General features: G+C 43.6%; 15 protein-coding genes. 12 read left to right on the forward strand and 3 right to left on the reverse strand.

Translation table 11 applies throughout. The features are described from left to right. Nucleotides 1–14 precede the first annotated feature (14 nt). Nucleotides 15–515, forward strand: a complete 501-nt coding sequence (locus tag NSQ49_RS13345) for a cupin domain-containing protein (protein ID WP_251283846.1) — start codon at nucleotides 15–17, stop codon at nucleotides 513–515. Nucleotides 516–609: 94 nt separating this feature from the next. Here the strand turns inward: NSQ49_RS13345 and NSQ49_RS13350 are convergent, their stop codons facing one another. Both NSQ49_RS13350 and NSQ49_RS13355 read right to left on the reverse strand, forming a co-directional pair. After that, nucleotides 610–2,103: a peptide MFS transporter gene (locus tag NSQ49_RS13350; protein WP_159863542.1), complete on the reverse strand. Its 1,494-nt coding sequence runs from the start codon at nucleotides 2,101–2,103 to the stop codon at nucleotides 610–612. 230 nt (nucleotides 2,104–2,333) lie between these two features. Continuing rightward, a complete protein-coding gene (locus NSQ49_RS13355; protein WP_251283845.1) occupies nucleotides 2,334–3,602 on the reverse strand; it encodes a GGDEF domain-containing protein in 1,269 nt (422 codons plus the stop codon). Between the two features lie 468 nt (nucleotides 3,603–4,070). Here NSQ49_RS13355 and NSQ49_RS13360 point away from each other — a divergent pair, with 468 nt between their 5' ends. The 8 genes from NSQ49_RS13360 to NSQ49_RS13395 all read left to right on the forward strand — a co-directional run bounded on the left by NSQ49_RS13360 (nucleotide 4,071) and on the right by NSQ49_RS13395 (nucleotide 12,025). After that, nucleotides 4,071–5,252 carry a ParM/StbA family protein gene (locus NSQ49_RS13360; RefSeq protein WP_251283844.1) on the forward strand — a complete coding sequence of 394 codons (1,182 nt, stop codon included), beginning with the start codon at nucleotides 4,071–4,073 and terminating at the stop codon, nucleotides 5,250–5,252. An 11-nt stretch (nucleotides 5,253–5,263) separates the two neighbouring features. Beyond that, the gene (locus NSQ49_RS13365) at nucleotides 5,264–5,854 is read left to right on the forward strand and encodes a hypothetical protein (RefSeq protein ID WP_159863539.1); all 591 of its coding nucleotides are present in this window, start codon (nucleotides 5,264–5,266) and stop codon (nucleotides 5,852–5,854) included. A gap of 427 nt (nucleotides 5,855–6,281) precedes the next feature. Continuing rightward, nucleotides 6,282–7,184, forward strand: coding sequence for an NAD(P)/FAD-dependent oxidoreductase (locus tag NSQ49_RS13370; protein ID WP_251283843.1), 903 nt, complete (start codon nucleotides 6,282–6,284; stop codon nucleotides 7,182–7,184). 97 nt (nucleotides 7,185–7,281) lie between these two features. Then, the gene (locus NSQ49_RS13375) at nucleotides 7,282–7,743 is read left to right on the forward strand and encodes a hypothetical protein (RefSeq protein WP_236566184.1); all 462 of its coding nucleotides are present in this window, start codon (nucleotides 7,282–7,284) and stop codon (nucleotides 7,741–7,743) included. A 195-nt stretch (nucleotides 7,744–7,938) separates the two neighbouring features. Then, on the forward strand, nucleotides 7,939–9,600 hold the full coding sequence (locus NSQ49_RS13380) for a glycoside hydrolase family 13 protein (protein WP_251283842.1): 1,662 nt from the start codon (nucleotides 7,939–7,941) through the stop codon (nucleotides 9,598–9,600). A 115-nt stretch (nucleotides 9,601–9,715) separates the two neighbouring features. After that, on the forward strand, nucleotides 9,716–10,192 hold the full coding sequence (ybaK, locus tag NSQ49_RS13385; RefSeq protein WP_251283841.1) for a Cys-tRNA(Pro) deacylase: 477 nt from the start codon (nucleotides 9,716–9,718) through the stop codon (nucleotides 10,190–10,192). Between the two features lie 244 nt (nucleotides 10,193–10,436). Further along, on the forward strand, nucleotides 10,437–11,534 hold the full coding sequence (locus tag NSQ49_RS13390; RefSeq protein ID WP_251283840.1) for a PRK06851 family protein: 1,098 nt from the start codon (nucleotides 10,437–10,439) through the stop codon (nucleotides 11,532–11,534). 26 nt (nucleotides 11,535–11,560) lie between these two features. Next, complete coding sequence (locus NSQ49_RS13395) at nucleotides 11,561–12,025, forward strand: hypothetical protein (protein WP_159863533.1); 465 nt, start codon at nucleotides 11,561–11,563, stop codon at nucleotides 12,023–12,025. A 43-nt stretch (nucleotides 12,026–12,068) separates the two neighbouring features. Here the strand turns inward: NSQ49_RS13395 and NSQ49_RS13400 are convergent, their stop codons facing one another. Next, complete coding sequence (locus NSQ49_RS13400; protein WP_159863532.1) at nucleotides 12,069–13,433, reverse strand: YjiH family protein; 1,365 nt, start codon at nucleotides 13,431–13,433, stop codon at nucleotides 12,069–12,071. A 220-nt stretch (nucleotides 13,434–13,653) separates the two neighbouring features. On the opposite strand from NSQ49_RS13400, the gene NSQ49_RS13405 reads away from it, so the two are divergent. The 3 genes from NSQ49_RS13405 to NSQ49_RS13415 are packed head-to-tail and all read left to right on the forward strand — an operon-like array spanning nucleotide 13,654 to nucleotide 16,241. Then, complete coding sequence (locus tag NSQ49_RS13405) at nucleotides 13,654–14,412, forward strand: ABC transporter permease (protein ID WP_251283839.1); 759 nt, start codon at nucleotides 13,654–13,656, stop codon at nucleotides 14,410–14,412. Between the two features lie 3 nt (nucleotides 14,413–14,415). Then, nucleotides 14,416–15,222, forward strand: coding sequence for an ABC transporter permease (locus tag NSQ49_RS13410; protein ID WP_251283838.1), 807 nt, complete (start codon nucleotides 14,416–14,418; stop codon nucleotides 15,220–15,222). An 11-nt stretch (nucleotides 15,223–15,233) separates the two neighbouring features. Then, on the forward strand, nucleotides 15,234–16,241 hold the full coding sequence (locus NSQ49_RS13415) for an ABC transporter ATP-binding protein (RefSeq protein ID WP_251283837.1): 1,008 nt from the start codon (nucleotides 15,234–15,236) through the stop codon (nucleotides 16,239–16,241). Nucleotides 16,242–16,275 lie beyond the last annotated feature (34 nt).

Raw genomic sequence — 16,275 nt, forward strand, 5'->3', positions numbered from 1 at the left:
AAGGAGCGGACTGAATGGATAGCCAGATTCAAATGATTCTGCTGAACGATGATGGACAAATTCCCAATAATCCCGTGTTCCCTGTGATCATTTACAAAGGTGTCTTTAAGGGAGAGCCCGGAGAAATAGCGTCGGCTTTCAGCAGGCATCAATGGACCGGAAGCTGGACGGGAGGAGTGTATGATTATCATCACTATCACTCGAATACTCACGAGGTACTGGGAGTCAAAGCGGGGCAGGCCACCGTCCTTATCGGCGGTGATGAGGGAGAGCGCTTGGAGGTCAGCGAAGGCGACGTCATTCTCCTTCCTGCAGGCACGGGGCATCAGAAGATTGAGAGCAGCCCTGACTTCGAAGTCGTAGGTGCCTACCCCGGCGGAACAAGCCCGAATATGAAGAAAAAGGACCCATCAGATCGCGTACAGGCACTAGCAGAAATAAAAAATGTCCCGGTTCCGAAGGAGGATCCCGTTTATGGGGAAGAAGGACCGATGCTTGCGGAATGGAAGGGATAAGGGCAGGGGTTTACCGGCCAATCAAACAGATTCCTTGAAAATGCGCACAAAAAAAGCCAGAAGAGTTTATGCTCTTCTGGCTTCCGCTTTTCTATTATCGTACACCCTTCATATATTTTTGAATCTTAGGACTCAAAATGAATAAGATGATGGAAAGTACAATCGCAGCTACACCAATTACTCCGAAATAGACCATTTCCGTTTCAGGTGTGTAGAACTTAACAATCTGTGCATTGATTGCCTGTGCTGCCGCATTTGATAGGAACCAAAGGCTCATCGTTTGCGCGGAGAAAGCAGCAGGCGCTAATTTGGTTGTGGCTGAAAGTCCTACTGGAGATAAACAAAGCTCTCCAAGAACCACAATGAAGTAGCTGAGAACCAGCCATAATGGGCTTACCAGGGAATCTGTTCCGCCAAAATAGGCTGGCAGAAGAATTACAAGGAAAGATAAGCCGGCAAATAAAAGACCCAGTGAGAACTTCTTCGGCACTGAAGGCTGGCGATCGCCAAGTTTCACCCACAGCCAGGCAAATACTGGCGCAAAGATAATGATAAACAATGGGTTAAGTGATTGGAACCACGCCGGTGAAATGTCAAGTCCCATAAAATCAAGCTGTGTGCGCTTGTCTGCATAATTGGCAAGAATCGTCGAACCTTGCTCCTGGATAGCCCAGAACATAACAGCTGCAATAAATAATGGAATGTAGGCAATGACGCGTGAACGTTCCACATCTGTTGTTTTCGGGCTGCGGTACATCACAGTAAAGTAAATGATCGGCAGACCGATACCGAGAATACCAACAAGGGCAATAAACGAATCAAATGTCAAAAGTCCAGTTGGGATGCCAACAGCGACTAAAATGGCAATAATAACAGCACCAAGGCCAATTCTTGTATAAACCTTTGTTTTTTCATCTGGAGATAAAGGATTAGCTACATAAGTACCAGCTAGTCCTAGATTTTTCTTCTTTGTAAAGATAAACACCAATAAGCCAAAGAACATACCAACCGCAGCAATCGCGAAACCAAGATGGAAATTATATTTCATTCCAACTGTTCCGACAATTAAAGGCGCAAGGAATCCGCCAAGGTTGATGCCCATATAGAAGATACTGAAACCTGCATCGCGGCGATTATCTTCAGGACTGTAAATGTCTCCAACTACGCTTGATACATTTGGCTTTAATAAACCAGTACCTAAAACGATGAGAACCATGGAAATAAAGAACATAGCCACGCTTCCTGGAATAGAAAGGGCAATATGACCGAGCATGATTAATATTCCGCCGTAGAATACCGCTCTCGAAGTTCCAAGTAATCTGTCAGCTATCCATCCGCCGATGATTCCGGACATGTACACCAATGAACCATAAATGGACATAATCGCTAAAGCAGTAGGTTCATCAAGGCCTAATCCGCCTTTTGAAACCTCATAATACATATAGTAAACAAGGATTGCTCTCATTCCATAGTAAGAAAAGCGCTCCCAAAATTCAGTGAAGAAAAGTGTGAATAAGCCTTTAGGATGTCCAAAGAAACCTTTTTGAGGCACACTTTCAACAATTTTCTGCCTATTAAAATCTGACATGTTTCATCCTCCTTTTAGCTATTCTATAATATCTTTCATAGTTGCTAATTGTCAAAAAAAAATTTATGTAACGGTGGTTATTATTGGCTTCTGAGTAGGGATAAATATACTTTCCCAGGAAGTCTAATTAAAGTTTATTTTTTCAGAATAATAATAGTATTACTAATTTTATAAAAAAATATAGGTAATCTGCTCATAAAAAAGCCGCCCAAACCGGCGGCTATGAGTATCTATGCGTTTGTCAAAAGTGCTTCTGCCGGTCTGTGCGGATAGGCAGTCTCTTCCCTGCCCGTCAGTCTGTTTTTTCCCATTTCCTTGGACTGGAGAAGGAGCTGATCTGCGTAAACGTAAGCTTTTTCAATAGATAGCAGTTCGTTCACTTTATAGTAAAAAAGACCGAAGGATGCAGTTATGGAAAGAGAGATGGATTGCTCTTTAAAATCAGCTTGAAAAGGGCTGTTTTCAACCCCTTTGCGTATTTTCTGAGCTAAATTCAAACACTCATTATATGTCCTGAACCTCATAATAATCGTAAATTCCTCTCCTCCGCTCCTGAATAAGTAATCATCTTTGGAGAGGTGGCTTTTTAAAGTATCGGCAAAGTGTCTGATTGCCTGGTCACCAACTGCGTGATTATAGCTATCATTAATCCTCTTGAATTTATCAATATCAGCAACAACTATACCAATGCATTCCTCTGAATGATTGAGCTCCGTCATCTTTTTATCCATATAGGCACGGTTAAAAACACCAGTTAGAAAGTCAGTATAGGCCATCTGCTCAAACTTATCCCGTTCGATTTTATTCTGAAGCATCTGTGATTTCGACAAGAAGGACCTGCTCACAAGATAATTAAGGATAAACAGGCTTATTAGGATTTCCCATTTTCCCTCCTTTAGGAATAACAGCAAAAGGCCATTCGTAAAGGCAATCTTCCCCATGTCCAGTACACTTCTTGTTTTGATAAAATCAATTGCTTCCTGCTTCGTTTTAATGTCTCCTGTCAGTTTAAAAACAATGATCAGAAATAGATCTGAAAGCAAAGAGGTTACGGTAATCAGCATCACCATAACGATCCAAAAACCAAAAGGCAGTCCCTGAAAGAGGGGAGATAACTGATGGAACAAATAGAATGCGATAGAGTTGCTCATCACAAAGGAACCGATGTTATAAAACGTATGGAAAAATTCATCTGGATCCTCTGTTTTTGTATTCTTTTTATATAAGTACACGCAGAAACGGTAGATGACTTCAAAAATCAACAGACCTAATGGCCCTGTAAACAGTCCAAATGAAAGGCTGTAATTAATCCCATAATCGATCGATGTATTTCCATTTCTGCTAATGATCCGCAAATGATAATACAGGCATGCAAATAGCAGGTATATGCCCAGTGCTTTTATATATACAGAGCTCTCTACAATGATGCCCTCTGAGAAAAAGGCAGTGCATACGGAAATGATAAAAAGAGATACCATAAATACTCTGGAGCCTTGCATCTTTCGAAACTCCTTTTCCTATTTTTATACTCCTATTTTATAGGAATTTTTACCATGAAAGTAGATTAATTTAATTTATTTTCTAAATTTTTTAACATTATCAAATTTGATTGTTTCTACTTATAGAAGTTAAAGATATAATTTCTTTCCTAAACTATCAAATTTTAATAAAAACACCGGAAAAACCGGTTGTAAACAAATTTGATTACATGTATACAATAATGTTTACAATTGTATACGTAAATGTAAACAAGTGTGCAAAAGTGTGTACACGTTGATATATAAGGATGTGTGCACTTTTGTTTACAAGTATACGGAAAGTGTATACAATGCAGGTATATGTTTACATTTTGTTTACGTTTTTACGCTTTGATTACTTTTTATTTCCTCTCATTGATTAATCTCTCAATCTGAATTACTCTTAAAATAGCAGCTCTATATTTTGGAGAATGAAAGGATTGAATGAATTTGACAAATTCACGTATTGCAGCAGTTGACGTAGGAAACGATTCTATTAAAGCAATCTTTGGAAAATTGGATTCAGAATTAAATATACCGAATGTAATTGCGAGAGATGTTGAGGACCGCCCGGTTATCGGGATTGAAGACCTGGACAGCAAGAATCCGCTTGAAGGCATACATATTAGAGTCCACTCCCCTGCCCTGAAAGAAAACAATTCGATATACCGTGTAGGACACCTTGCAACAAAAAGCGACAACGCTACTGAATTGGATCCGGGCAGCAGCAAGTCTGAAGAAGACCAGACATTAGTTATGCTTTTCACTGCTTTGGCTTTGGATGCTGTTCAGAACGGCGGTACCACTGGCTTTAAAAAGTCTGGTAATGTGATTGATGCAAACTACACACTGGGCACAGGACTTCCGCTTCGTGAAGTAAAGGAAGGCAAGGATGCGGGCTACCGTTCCAAGCTGCTGGGCTCTGTCCATCAGGTTGAGTTCCTTGTAACACCGAAGTACCAGGGGCAAAAAGTAAATATCAAGTTTGAAGAAATCAAGGTTTACCCTGAAGGATTTGCTGCTTATATCAATCTTGTAATGGATAATAACTTAAACATCATCAATAAGGATTTAATTGATAAGCGCATTCTAATCCAGGATATCGGTGGATTATCTACGGATATCGCTGTGATTAAAAACCGCAATGTAGATGATGATAAGGCGCAGGGCTTCAACCTTGGCGTGTCTGAAGCGCTTGAGTCCATCCGTGAAGAAATTCGTTCTAAGCATGGCGTTGAGCTAGACAGCCGCACAGACGTCGTGGAAATCATCACGAAGAAAAATGACCGCAATCATATTATGGTTAAAGGAAGCCGCACAAGCGTACATGATATTACTGACCGTATATTGCTTGACCTGGCGAAGAAGCAGTATCGCCTGCTCCGCAACATTTGGCAGAAAAACTCCCAGACAGAAATCTGCTATTTCGTCGGCGGAGGCTCCATTGTTTTAAAAGATTATCTAAAAACATTAAATAACAATCTGGATGGCTATAACATTGACTTTTTCGAGGATGAAAAGGAAAGCATCTGGATGATGGCAAATGCTTATTACAAGCTAATCTCTGATTTTTCAAGAAGAACGAATAAAGATAAGGCAGCCCAGGACAAGAAACCTGTAAAAGCCAACTAGGGTGATTTTTCATGAGTAAAGCTTCCTCTTCTGAAATTAAGAGAGGACAATCCATATCCTTTCGTGTACCATCTGACACTCCTGATCACATTCTGAAGCATTTACAGAAGCTCAAGGAAACCGAAAAGCGGAATTTCTCGAGCAAAATGGCTGAATTTGTGATGCAGGGAGTGAGCAGTGCTCAATCAAAAGACCGGGAAACCATCACCATTCCCCTTCCGAAGGGGCTAAGCAAAGTCCAGCGCGACTGGCTGAAGCATGAACACTCAGAAGCATTGCTTGGCAGCATCATTTATCAGCTGATCACGGACCCGGTGCGGGCAACCTCCCTGCTGGCGTCCTTGAACAGCCGCTCTTCTGATATAGATGAAGCACTATATCTGCAGGAGGTGCCGGCGAAGCCTGCTGTGAATCACTATGATGCAGCAGCTGCTGCTTTAGAAGATGATGAAATGGCTGAGGCAGATTTGGATATGGAAGATGATCTGCTTGACTTTGATTGGGACAAAGCTAAACAGGAACAGCAAGAAGAAACTGAAGAGGAAGGCGAAGAAGACCTCGATACTCTTCTTGGCGGCTTTCTTGCACATATGAATAAATGAATTTGAGGGGTTTCAGGGATGAAACCCCTTTTTTTTGTGTTGGGGGAAGAGGCTTTTGGGAATTAATGTGTTTTGGTCTGGGGTTGATATGTTTTATTCGATAAAAGGAGAAGGAATCGGCGTCAAAGCTCTGTGTAGATACCATATATTTGATAAATTCCAAGAAACAGCGTCATAAATGCGAATAGAAGCCGCTTAATCGACAAAATGATTAAGAAATTGTGTAAAACTCCTGAATAGCCCCGCATGTTCGACAAAATCCAAAGACCCAAACTTCACCAACAAACCAAATCCCCCGCACCTCAATCAGCAGCTCCCCCTCCCCAATACAAAACCATCCCATTTTACAAAATAAGTGTATTTGGAACCTGATTTTCTGGGTAATTTACACCTATAGCCTATATTGGCGCGAAAAGGAGGAAATACATTGGATTATGATTGTCTGATTGTTGGAGGAGGGATTGCGGGGCTCCAGGCTGCCATTCAGCTGGGCAGGTATAAACATAAGGTGCTGGTGCTGGATTCCAATGATGGTCGTTCCACGATATGCAAAAGTTATCATAATATCTTAGGTTATCCTGATGGTGTGAGCGGACCGGAGCTTCGTGAGGCTGGGAGGAAGCATGCGGAAAGTCTTGGAGTGGAGTTTGTGAATGAAAAAGTGGAGCAGGCTGAAAAAGCAGATGAGGGGTTTGTGGTTTCGTCCGAAGGGGGCAATAAGTATTCCGGCAAACGGATCCTGCTGGCTACGGGCGTCATGGACCGTATTCCGTCATTCCCCGAGCTGATGCCATGTCTTGGCATATCTGTCTATGTCTGTCCCGACTGTGATGGGTATGAGGTTAAAGATAAACGCACCCTTGTACTTGGCTCAGGGAATGCCGGTGCTAATATGGCTTTAACCTTGTCTTATTGGACAAATGACCTTGTTTTTATCAACCACGAAAAAAAGTCGGCGGATGAGAAACTATTGGAGAAAATGAAAGAAAAAAAGATTGAATACCTTGAACAAGCGATAAGCAGGGTGCTTGCAGAGGGCGAAGAATTCACAGGAGTACAGCTTGAAAATGGTAAAACAATTACAGGTGAAAGAGGATTTATTGCGTTTGGCGGAAATGAGATAAAATCCGGCCTGGCGAAGCAGCTGGGTGCAGAGCGGCTTGAAAATAAGCATATCCTCACAGATCCGCGCTCGAAAATGACAAGTGTCAGAAATGTTTGGGCAGCGGGCGATGTGGCTGCACATTCGGAACAAGCAACCATTGCGATGGGGGAGGGCGCTCAGGCTGCCATTTGGATCCATAAATCGCTCTTGCAGGAAAATAATTAAGGAATTTAGGTTTACCTGTCAGAATAAAGGGTATATATTGGTTTATTTCTGTACTCTTTTCTCATATAATAGCCTATAAGCTATTAAACAGAGAAAGGTGTATGCATTGAAGAAAGAAAGCTTGGATCTAGTCGTTCAGGAGTTATTGGGGAGATCGGGGAGTCAGGCGGACATTAAATTAGAGAAACATTTTCCGGGAAATCGTATAGCAGGCGGAAAATACAGCATGGGGACACATACAGTAACCCTTTATGTGGAGGAGATTAAGAACCAATGCCAGCAGCTGTTTGCTTCTGCTGAACGTTTTCTGGACTATTTCACCGTTGTATTTGCTCATGAGTTAGGCCATGCGGAAGATGCGGAGCTGGAGCAATTGGCCAGCCATCTTGATGTCTGCTTAACAGAGCAGGAACGCTGTATTACAGCATTAAAAATTGAAGAAAATGCCTGGGCATTTGCTGAAAAGCTCCTGCCGGACATGGATAAGGCATTCATGCAGAAAATTATCTATCATTCATTAAAACCATACCGGGATCAGCTTCAAATGGAGCCGGCCTGATCATATCGGAAGCCGCAGCACTGCCAGCTGCGGCTGTTTTAATTCATTTAGGGTATTGAAAAAATGGATTGTAAGCGTTACACTTACTGTAGCAGTATGCAAATGCTTAAAAGCAGGCAGCTTTTTTTATGCAACTTAATGCAAACGTTTGCGCATCAAAAGGATGATTATATTATATATAATGAGGGTGTTAACATGAAAAAGGTTTGGTGGAAAGAGGCAGTAGGATATCAAATTTATCCCCGCAGTTTCCAGGATTCGAACGGAGATGGAATTGGCGATCTTCAGGGTATTATTCAGCGGCTGGATTATATTAAAGGGTTAGGCATTGATGTGATCTGGATTTGCCCAATGTACAAATCTCCTAATGACGATAATGGCTATGATATTTCAGATTACCAGGATATCATGGAGGACTTCGGCACCATGGAGGATTTCAATCAGCTGATGGATGAAGTCCATAAGCGCGATATGAAGCTGATCCTGGATCTTGTCCTGAACCATACTAGTGATGAGCATCCGTGGTTCATTGAATCCAGGTCCTCCAAAGAGAAAGAGAAGAGAGACTGGTATATTTGGAGAGATGGCAAGAATGGCCAGGAGCCAAATAACTGGGAAAGTATTTTCGGCGGATCGGCTTGGGAATACGATGAGAAGACGGAACAGTATTACCTTCATGTTTTTTCAACGAAGCAGCCTGATTTAAATTGGGAAAATAAAGAGGTCCGCGAGGCCTTGTATGATACCGTGAACTGGTGGCTGGATAAAGGAATTGACGGGTTCCGCATTGATGCTATCAGTCATATTAAAAAGCGTGCCGGCCTGCCTGATATGCCAAATCCGAAGAAGAAAAAGTATGTGTCTTCCTTCGACATGCATATGAATCAGGAAGGCATCCACGAGTACTTAAAGGAATTTAAAGACCGCACCTATGCGAACTATGATGTAATGACAGTCGGCGAAGCCAACGGTGTGACCGTGGATGAAGCTGATCTGTGGGTCGGTGAAGAACAGGGTAAAATGGATATGATTTTCCAATTTGAGCACCTTGGTCTTTGGGACGCGGAGACAAACCCTGAGGTTGATATTGTCGAGCTGAAAAAGGTTCTGACCCGCTGGCAGAAAGGCCTGGAAGCGGACGGATGGAACGCGTTATTCATCGAGAACCATGATAAGCCGCGCGTCGTATCTACATGGGGGAATGATGAGGAATACTGGCAGCAAAGCGCAACGGCCATGGGTTCTATGTACTTCCTGATGCAGGGGACGCCATTCATTTATCAGGGACAGGAAATCGGCATGACCAATGTCCAATTCCCATCCATAGATGATTATGATGACGTCGCCGTGAAAAATCTGTACCGCCTGAAGAAAGAGGAAGGCAACTCCCATCAGGACATCATGGACATCATCTGGGCTTCTTCCCGTGACAACAGCCGTACGCCAATGCAGTGGTCCTCTAAAACTAATGCAGGATTTACAACAGGCCAGCCGTGGATGAAGGTCAATCCGAACTATAAGGAGATCAATGTGGAGGTCCAATCGCAGGACGGGGATTCTATCCTTTCTTTCTATAAAAAAATGATCCGATTAAAGAAGGAAAATGAGGTCTTTACCTATGGCCAATATGATTTACTGCTGGAAGAAGATCCGCAGATCTATGCCTATACCCGTACCTCTGATGATGACAAGGCAGTTGTGATTACTAATCTTTCTACAGAGGAAGCGTCTTTTGAAGCTGAATTTACACTATCCTTTGATCAGCTTTTATTGAATAACTATCCGGTTGAAACCCATAATGATATGGATTCATTTACACTTAAGCCATATGAAGCCCGTGTGTACCGATTGAAATAATTGAACTGTCAGCAGGATTCTCTTTTTGAGGAATCCTGCTGTTCTTATTTCTGTACCTTTTTAAAACAGGCTAAAAATGTTAAAATGAGGAAAATTAACAATGGAGGCGCAGGCAATGGCAAAGGGTAAAACAAATGCGATGCGCATGCTCGATGCTCAGAAGGTCTTTTATGAATTGATTACATATGACAGCCAGGACGGGAAGATTGATGGTGTTTCGGTTGCAGAGAAAATCGGCAGAGATGCTAAAGCCGTGTATAAAACATTGGTCGCCCAGGGCGTCAGCAAGCAGGTCTTCGTGTACATTATTCCTGTGACAGAGGAGCTCGACCTGAAAAAGGCCGCGAAAGCTGCAGGAGAAAAGAAAGTGGAAATGATCCCGGTCAAAGATATCCAGAAGCTGACCGGCTATATCCGCGGCGGCTGCTCACCGGTAGGAATGAAAAAGCAGTATCCCTCTTTCATTGACGCAAAGGCGCAAGAGCTTGATCTGATCATAGTCAGCGGCGGCAAAATTGGCATGCAGATGGAGCTCAAAGTGGAAGACCTGCAGATGGCCATTGGTGCTGAGCTGACTGATTTAATTAAATAATTGAAGCAAGAGTGCTGAATCACCTGATTCAGCACTTTTTTTATGAAAAAATTTGAACGTCATAATTGTCCAGCTGCAGCACCTATCCCCTCAAGGGGGTATGCAGGCGTTGCCACATGACTGGCATTCTTAGTCTGCGTTCATTCGTGGGCAAGGCGCTTCCGCTTTTCTAAATAGGCTTTCACCCATTCGGCCCCATTTGCATACTGTAAGGTGAAAATGCATTTCGAAAGGAAGTGTAGGAGTGGCTGGGAAAATATTAAAATACTTCGCCGGCGGGAATACGGCCCGGGGGTTCCACAATTTATTCGAATCAAACCTGGCAGGGCTTGACCGTTTGTTTATTTTAAAAGGCGGACCGGGAACAGGCAAATCATCCCTGATGAAAGCAATCGGGACGGAACTGTCTGAAAAAGGCTTTGACCTGGAATATATTTATTGCTCATCTGACAGTCAATCTCTCGATGGCGTCATCATTCCTTCTTTAAAAGCAGGCATTGTCGATGGAACAGCGCCGCATGTAATCGAACCAAAAGCACCTGGCGCGGTAGAGGAATATATCAATCTCGGAGAAGCCTGGGATTCAAGGGCACTGGCTGCGAGTAAAGATGAAATCACGACACTGTCAGGCCAGATCAGCAATTCCTTTGCAGCGGCATATGACACATTTGCCGAAGCATTGAGGATTCATGATGAATGGGAAGAAATCTATATAGAAAATATGAATTTCCAGAAGGCGGATGAACTGACGAAGAAGCTCATTTCCACTTTTTACGGAAATACAAAATTAAATAAAACACCAACTGTGAAACATCGTTATTTAGGGGCAGCCACTCCAATCGGAGCGGTGGATTTTGTGCCAAATCTTACGGAGAATATTCAAAAAAGGTACTTTATAAAAGGGCGTCCGGGTTCAGGGAAGTCAACCATGCTGAAGAAGCTGGCAGCAGAAGCTGAGAGCCGTGGATTTGATATTGAAATTTATCATTGCGGCTTTGATCCGCACAGCCTGGATATGATCATTGTACGCGAACTGGGCCTCGCTATTTTTGACAGCACGGCCCCGCATGAATATTTCCCTGATCGTGATGGGGATGAAATTGTAGATATGTACGAAATTACAATCAACTCAGGCACGGATGAAATTTACGCTGAACAGATAAAGGATATCAGCACCCGTTATAAAAATAAAATGACCGAAGCCATATCTTATCTGGCACGGGCAAAAACCCAGAGGGACACACTCGAGAATATCTATGTAAATGCTATGGATTTTTCAGTGGTTGACCGGATTAAAGACCAGGTCCGCTCTGAGCTGCTGATGATTGCAGAGAAGGTCTAAATCAGAGATTCGAAGGGAGTATCGAGATGGATTATTCAAACTATCCGTTTTATCCATATATGTATGACCACAATGAACATGGCCGCATTTTCCCAGGCGGGGGATCAGGAGGCGGGATTAGCATTCCGGGGCTTCCGACATTTAATCTTCCCGGATTTCCGCCAGGAGGGCCAGGATTTGGACCTCCGGGACCGCCGCCAGGTTTCCCGGGAGGCGGAGGCGGCCCTGGAGGACAGGATGGACCGCCATCTTCTCCTCCGCCAAGCTTCACACCTCAAATGCAGCAGGTCAGCACGTTTGCTATTGATCCTGGAGCCATAAGAGGCTGCTTATTCCGCAATACCTTTGTATGGCTGCAAAACGGAAACAGCTTCTGGTTTTTCCCGACTTTTGTCGGCAGGACTTCTGTAGCGGGCTGGCGCTGGAGAACCTGGCGCTGGACGTATTACGGAACAGACTTGAGGAGAATTCGATCCTTTCAATGCTTTTAAACAAAAGAGAGGTATCCCGCAAAAGGATACCTCTTTCCGTATGTTAAAAAAGAAAATGAGCAGCAAGTACAATCACCGGAAGCGTAATAAGCGTACGCTGTATAAAGATAATAACAAGATCCCAGAAAGATACAGGTATTTTGGAGCCAAGCAGAAGTCCGCCGACCTCTGACATATAAATCAGCTGGGTGACAGATACAGCAGCCACAATAAATCGGGTCATTTCGCTTTCGATGCCTGCTCCGATCACGGATGGCAGGAACATATCAGCAAACCCGACCACAAGCGTTTCAGATGCGGCTCTTGCTTCCGGCACCTGCATCAATTCAAGCAGCGGAATGAACGGCATTCCCAGAAAAGTGAAGACCGGCGTGTATTCGGCAACAATCAAAGCTAAGGTTCCCATAGCCATGACGATCGGAGCTACACCCATCCACATATCCAGAATGTTTTTGGCGCCATCCTGGAAGAAGGCTTTCAGACTGTGATTGGTGCGTGCTTTTTCTAAGCCCTGCTTAAGCCCCCAGCTGAATGGAGTGTATCCTTCAGGAATGCTTTCATCAAGCTCCGTTTCCTGGCCGTTATAATACGTATCAGGCTTTCTTGACAGAGGCCAGATTCTCGGGCTGATAATGGCGCAAATGAAACCTGCTGCTGTGATGGTCAGATAAAAGGGCACAAACATATGGCCAAGATTCACCTGTGAAATAACCACAAGGCTGAAGGTAATGGATACAACAGAAAAGGTCGTCCCAATAATGGCCGCTTCCCTTTTTGTATAATAGCCTTCCTCATACTGCTTGCTAGTCAGAAGAACACCGATGGTCCCGTCACCTAGCCAGGAAGCTACACAGTCAATTGATGACCTTCCAGGCAGCTTGAATACAGGACGCATGATTTTGGTTAAAAGTGAGCCGAAGAATTCAAGCAATCCAAAGTTTAATAACAATGGCAGAAACAGCCCAGCAAATAAAAAGACCGAAAACAGAATCGGCAGAAGGTCATTTAAGAGAAGTCCGCCCGTGTTTTCAGACCAGATCTGTTCAGGCCCGAGTTGAAATAGGGTGATTACAGCAAAAACAGCGCCTATAAATCTCGCTGCGGCCCAGATATATGGAACATCAAATAAGTTTTTGAAAAAAGGGCTTTTCTCTATAAAAGCAGGCTTGGCAAATTTCGCAAGCAGCGTGCCTAATAGTGTAATTACAATAATAAAGGCCATAATTTCAGGGAGATAGTCTGTAAGCAGGTTTTGAATCCAGCCTGAAAAAATGGCGATGGGAATCGTAATATCCCCCTGATATTTGATTGGAACCATGAATAAGCTGATTCCAATTAAAGACGGTATGAGAAATTTTATCAGGTCGGAAGAAGAATGCTTCTTTCTGGATGCATCAATCAATATCATTCACCTTTTTCTTATATTTATAAACCATATGTAATTTTAATTCATAACCACTGAAAAAGCCAATTCTTTCTCTTAAATTCCACCGTTTTCCTTCTTTTTAAACTTCTTATTTTTTGCCTCCCATATTATGTTAAAATATGAAATAATCAAAAAAAATCAAAAAGCGGGTGTGCGGATGTTCAGGTTTCGGCTATATTGGACTTTCACAAAGAAGGCCTTTTTGAGATCAGCCGTTTATCGGTTTGATGTATGGTCACGGCTCGGCTCAAACCTCATTTTTCTGCTGATGTGGGGTTCAATCTGGACTGCCTTATATGCCGGAAGGGAAGAGGCAGGCGGAGTCAGCTTTGAGTCCATGCTGACATATATTGTGGTCAGCCAATTTTTAACGGGAGTAAATGGGGCGGGAACTCCGCTGTGGGAAATTCAGGAGAAGGTCCGGACAGGCGATATTTCCCTGGAATTAATGAGGCCCTTCGATGTGCCGCTCCGCTACCTTTTTGCTGATTTTGGCAGTGTCGCCTTTTACATAATGACTGCGCTTCTCCCTTTATATACCGTCATGTTCATTTTTATGGATCTGACACTCCCTTCAGGCTGGGGGACCTGGGCTCTATTCATCGTATCAGCTTTTATTGGATTTCTGATCCGTTATTGCATTGAAATGTCCTTTGGGCTGCTTTCTTTTTTTCTTGTTGAAACGGGGGGCATTGTCGATGTCTTTTACTTCGCCATGTCACTTCTGTCAGGCTCTGTCATTCCGCTGTGGTTTTTCCCGGGCTGGCTGGGAACGATGGCGCTTTACCTGCCCTTTCAGGGAATCTATTACATTCCCAATGCCATTTTTATAGGAAAACTCTCTGGAACGGAGATTCTGCTTTCCCTGGGTGTCCAATTATTTTGGGCTGCAGCGAGTTATTTGCTGTTAAGGTTTGTCTGGAATCGAGCATCCCAAAAAGTAGTGGTGCAGGGGGGATAAAGTGTGAGTATCGCCAAATATTTCGATTTGTATTTTAAGCTTATTTCAGCAGGGGTGAGGGCCCAGCTGCAGTACCGGTTTGCTTTTGTCATGAGGATTGTCGGCCTCATTACTTCCTATACAGGCACCGCTGTCACAATGTGGATTATGCTATACCAGTTTCAGGAACTTGGCTCATGGACCTTTTACGAGATGCTGTTTCTATTTGCAGTCGCTGTTTTATCCTGGGGGTTCTGCATCATTCTCTTTTTTCATTTCAGGGGGCTGGACACCTATATTCTAAATGGCACATTTGACCGCTTTCTTGTCAGGCCGATCAATCCGTTTTTTCATTTCATGGCGATGAAGTTTGATGTTGCCTCTTTTGGCCAGTTCATCTTCAGCATCGGCATCTTTATATGGGTCAGCTTTGAGCTGCAGCTGGCTTGGACCATCGGAAAAAGTTTGTTTCTGCTGTTATCTGTGATTGGGGGCATCCTCATCCAGGGCGGCCTTCTTGTCATGATATCTGCCCTCGCATTCTGGACGACGAAATCAGAGCAATTTTACTGGGTGGCCATGTATCCGGCCCGGAATCTGACCAATTACCCTCTGGTCATTTATCCGAAAGCCGTCCAATGGTTTACAGCTTTTGTGATTCCATTCGGTTTTGTGAACTATTTTCCCGCCGCTGTCATCCTCGAAAAAGAAACGCCTTTTTTCCAGGAGACTATCGGGTATTATTCGCCGCTTGTCGGCATCGTCTTTTTTACCATTGCTTATTGGGTTTGGATGCTGGGTTTAAAGCGATATAAAAGTACAGGTTCATAGGAGGGCTGGAAATGCCGGCTATAGAGGTGGAGCATTTAATGAAGGACTTTATGATCGCCAAGCGGGAGACTGGCTTCCTTGGCGCAGTAAAGAGCCTCGTAAAAAGAGAGCATATAAAAAAAGAAGCTGTACAAAACATCAGCTTTTCGATCAATGAAGGGGAAATGGTCGGCTATATCGGGCCGAATGGCGCCGGAAAATCCACCACCATCAAAATGCTGACGGGCATTCTAGTCCCCACTTCAGGGTGTGTAAAGGTAAATGGCATCATTCCCTATGAAAACAGGCAGGAAAATGCCAAGAATATCGGAGTGGTCTTTGGGCAGAGGACACAGCTCTGGTGGGATCTTCCTACAATAGAATCGTTTGAACTGCTGAAGGAAATTTATCGGGTTTCGGATAAACGGTATAAGAAAAATATGGACACTTTTACCGAGATATTAGGACTCGATGAATTCCTGAACACACCGGTCCGCCAGCTCTCTCTAGGACAAAGAATGAGGGCTGACATTGCCGCGTCCCTGCTGCATGACCCGCCCATTCTGTTTCTGGATGAGCCGACGATTGGCCTGGATGTCGTCGCAAAGGAAAAGATGAGGACTTTTATAAAGGAGATCAATCTGGAGCGTAATATTACCGTTATTTTAACTACCCATGATATGGAGGATATTGAGAAGCTCTGTGAGCGGATGATCCTCATCGACCATGGGCAAAAGGTGTATGATGGGGAAATTGCAGTCGTCAAAGAGCGTTTCGGCAAAACGAGGACACTCATCGTGGACCTGGAGGAATCATCCCACAGCCTCAGGCTTAAGGGGGGAGAGGTGTTTAAAAAAGAAGCAAGCCGCTTCTGGATCCGATTTAACCGTGATGAAATGTCAGCCTCAGGCCTCATTGCACAAATTACCGAAACACATAATATCAAAGATCTGACAGTGGAAGAGCCTGCCATCGAATCGATTATCAGCCGCATTTATCAGGAGGGCTATCAGGATCTGCCGGAGACTGTTAAAGTGTAGCATCATAGAAAAATAGGCTTGGTTAATATATCAA

The organism is Cytobacillus sp. FSL R5-0377 (assembly GCF_038004385.1).
GTDB lineage: Bacteria > Bacillota > Bacilli > Bacillales > Cytobacillaceae > Cytobacillus.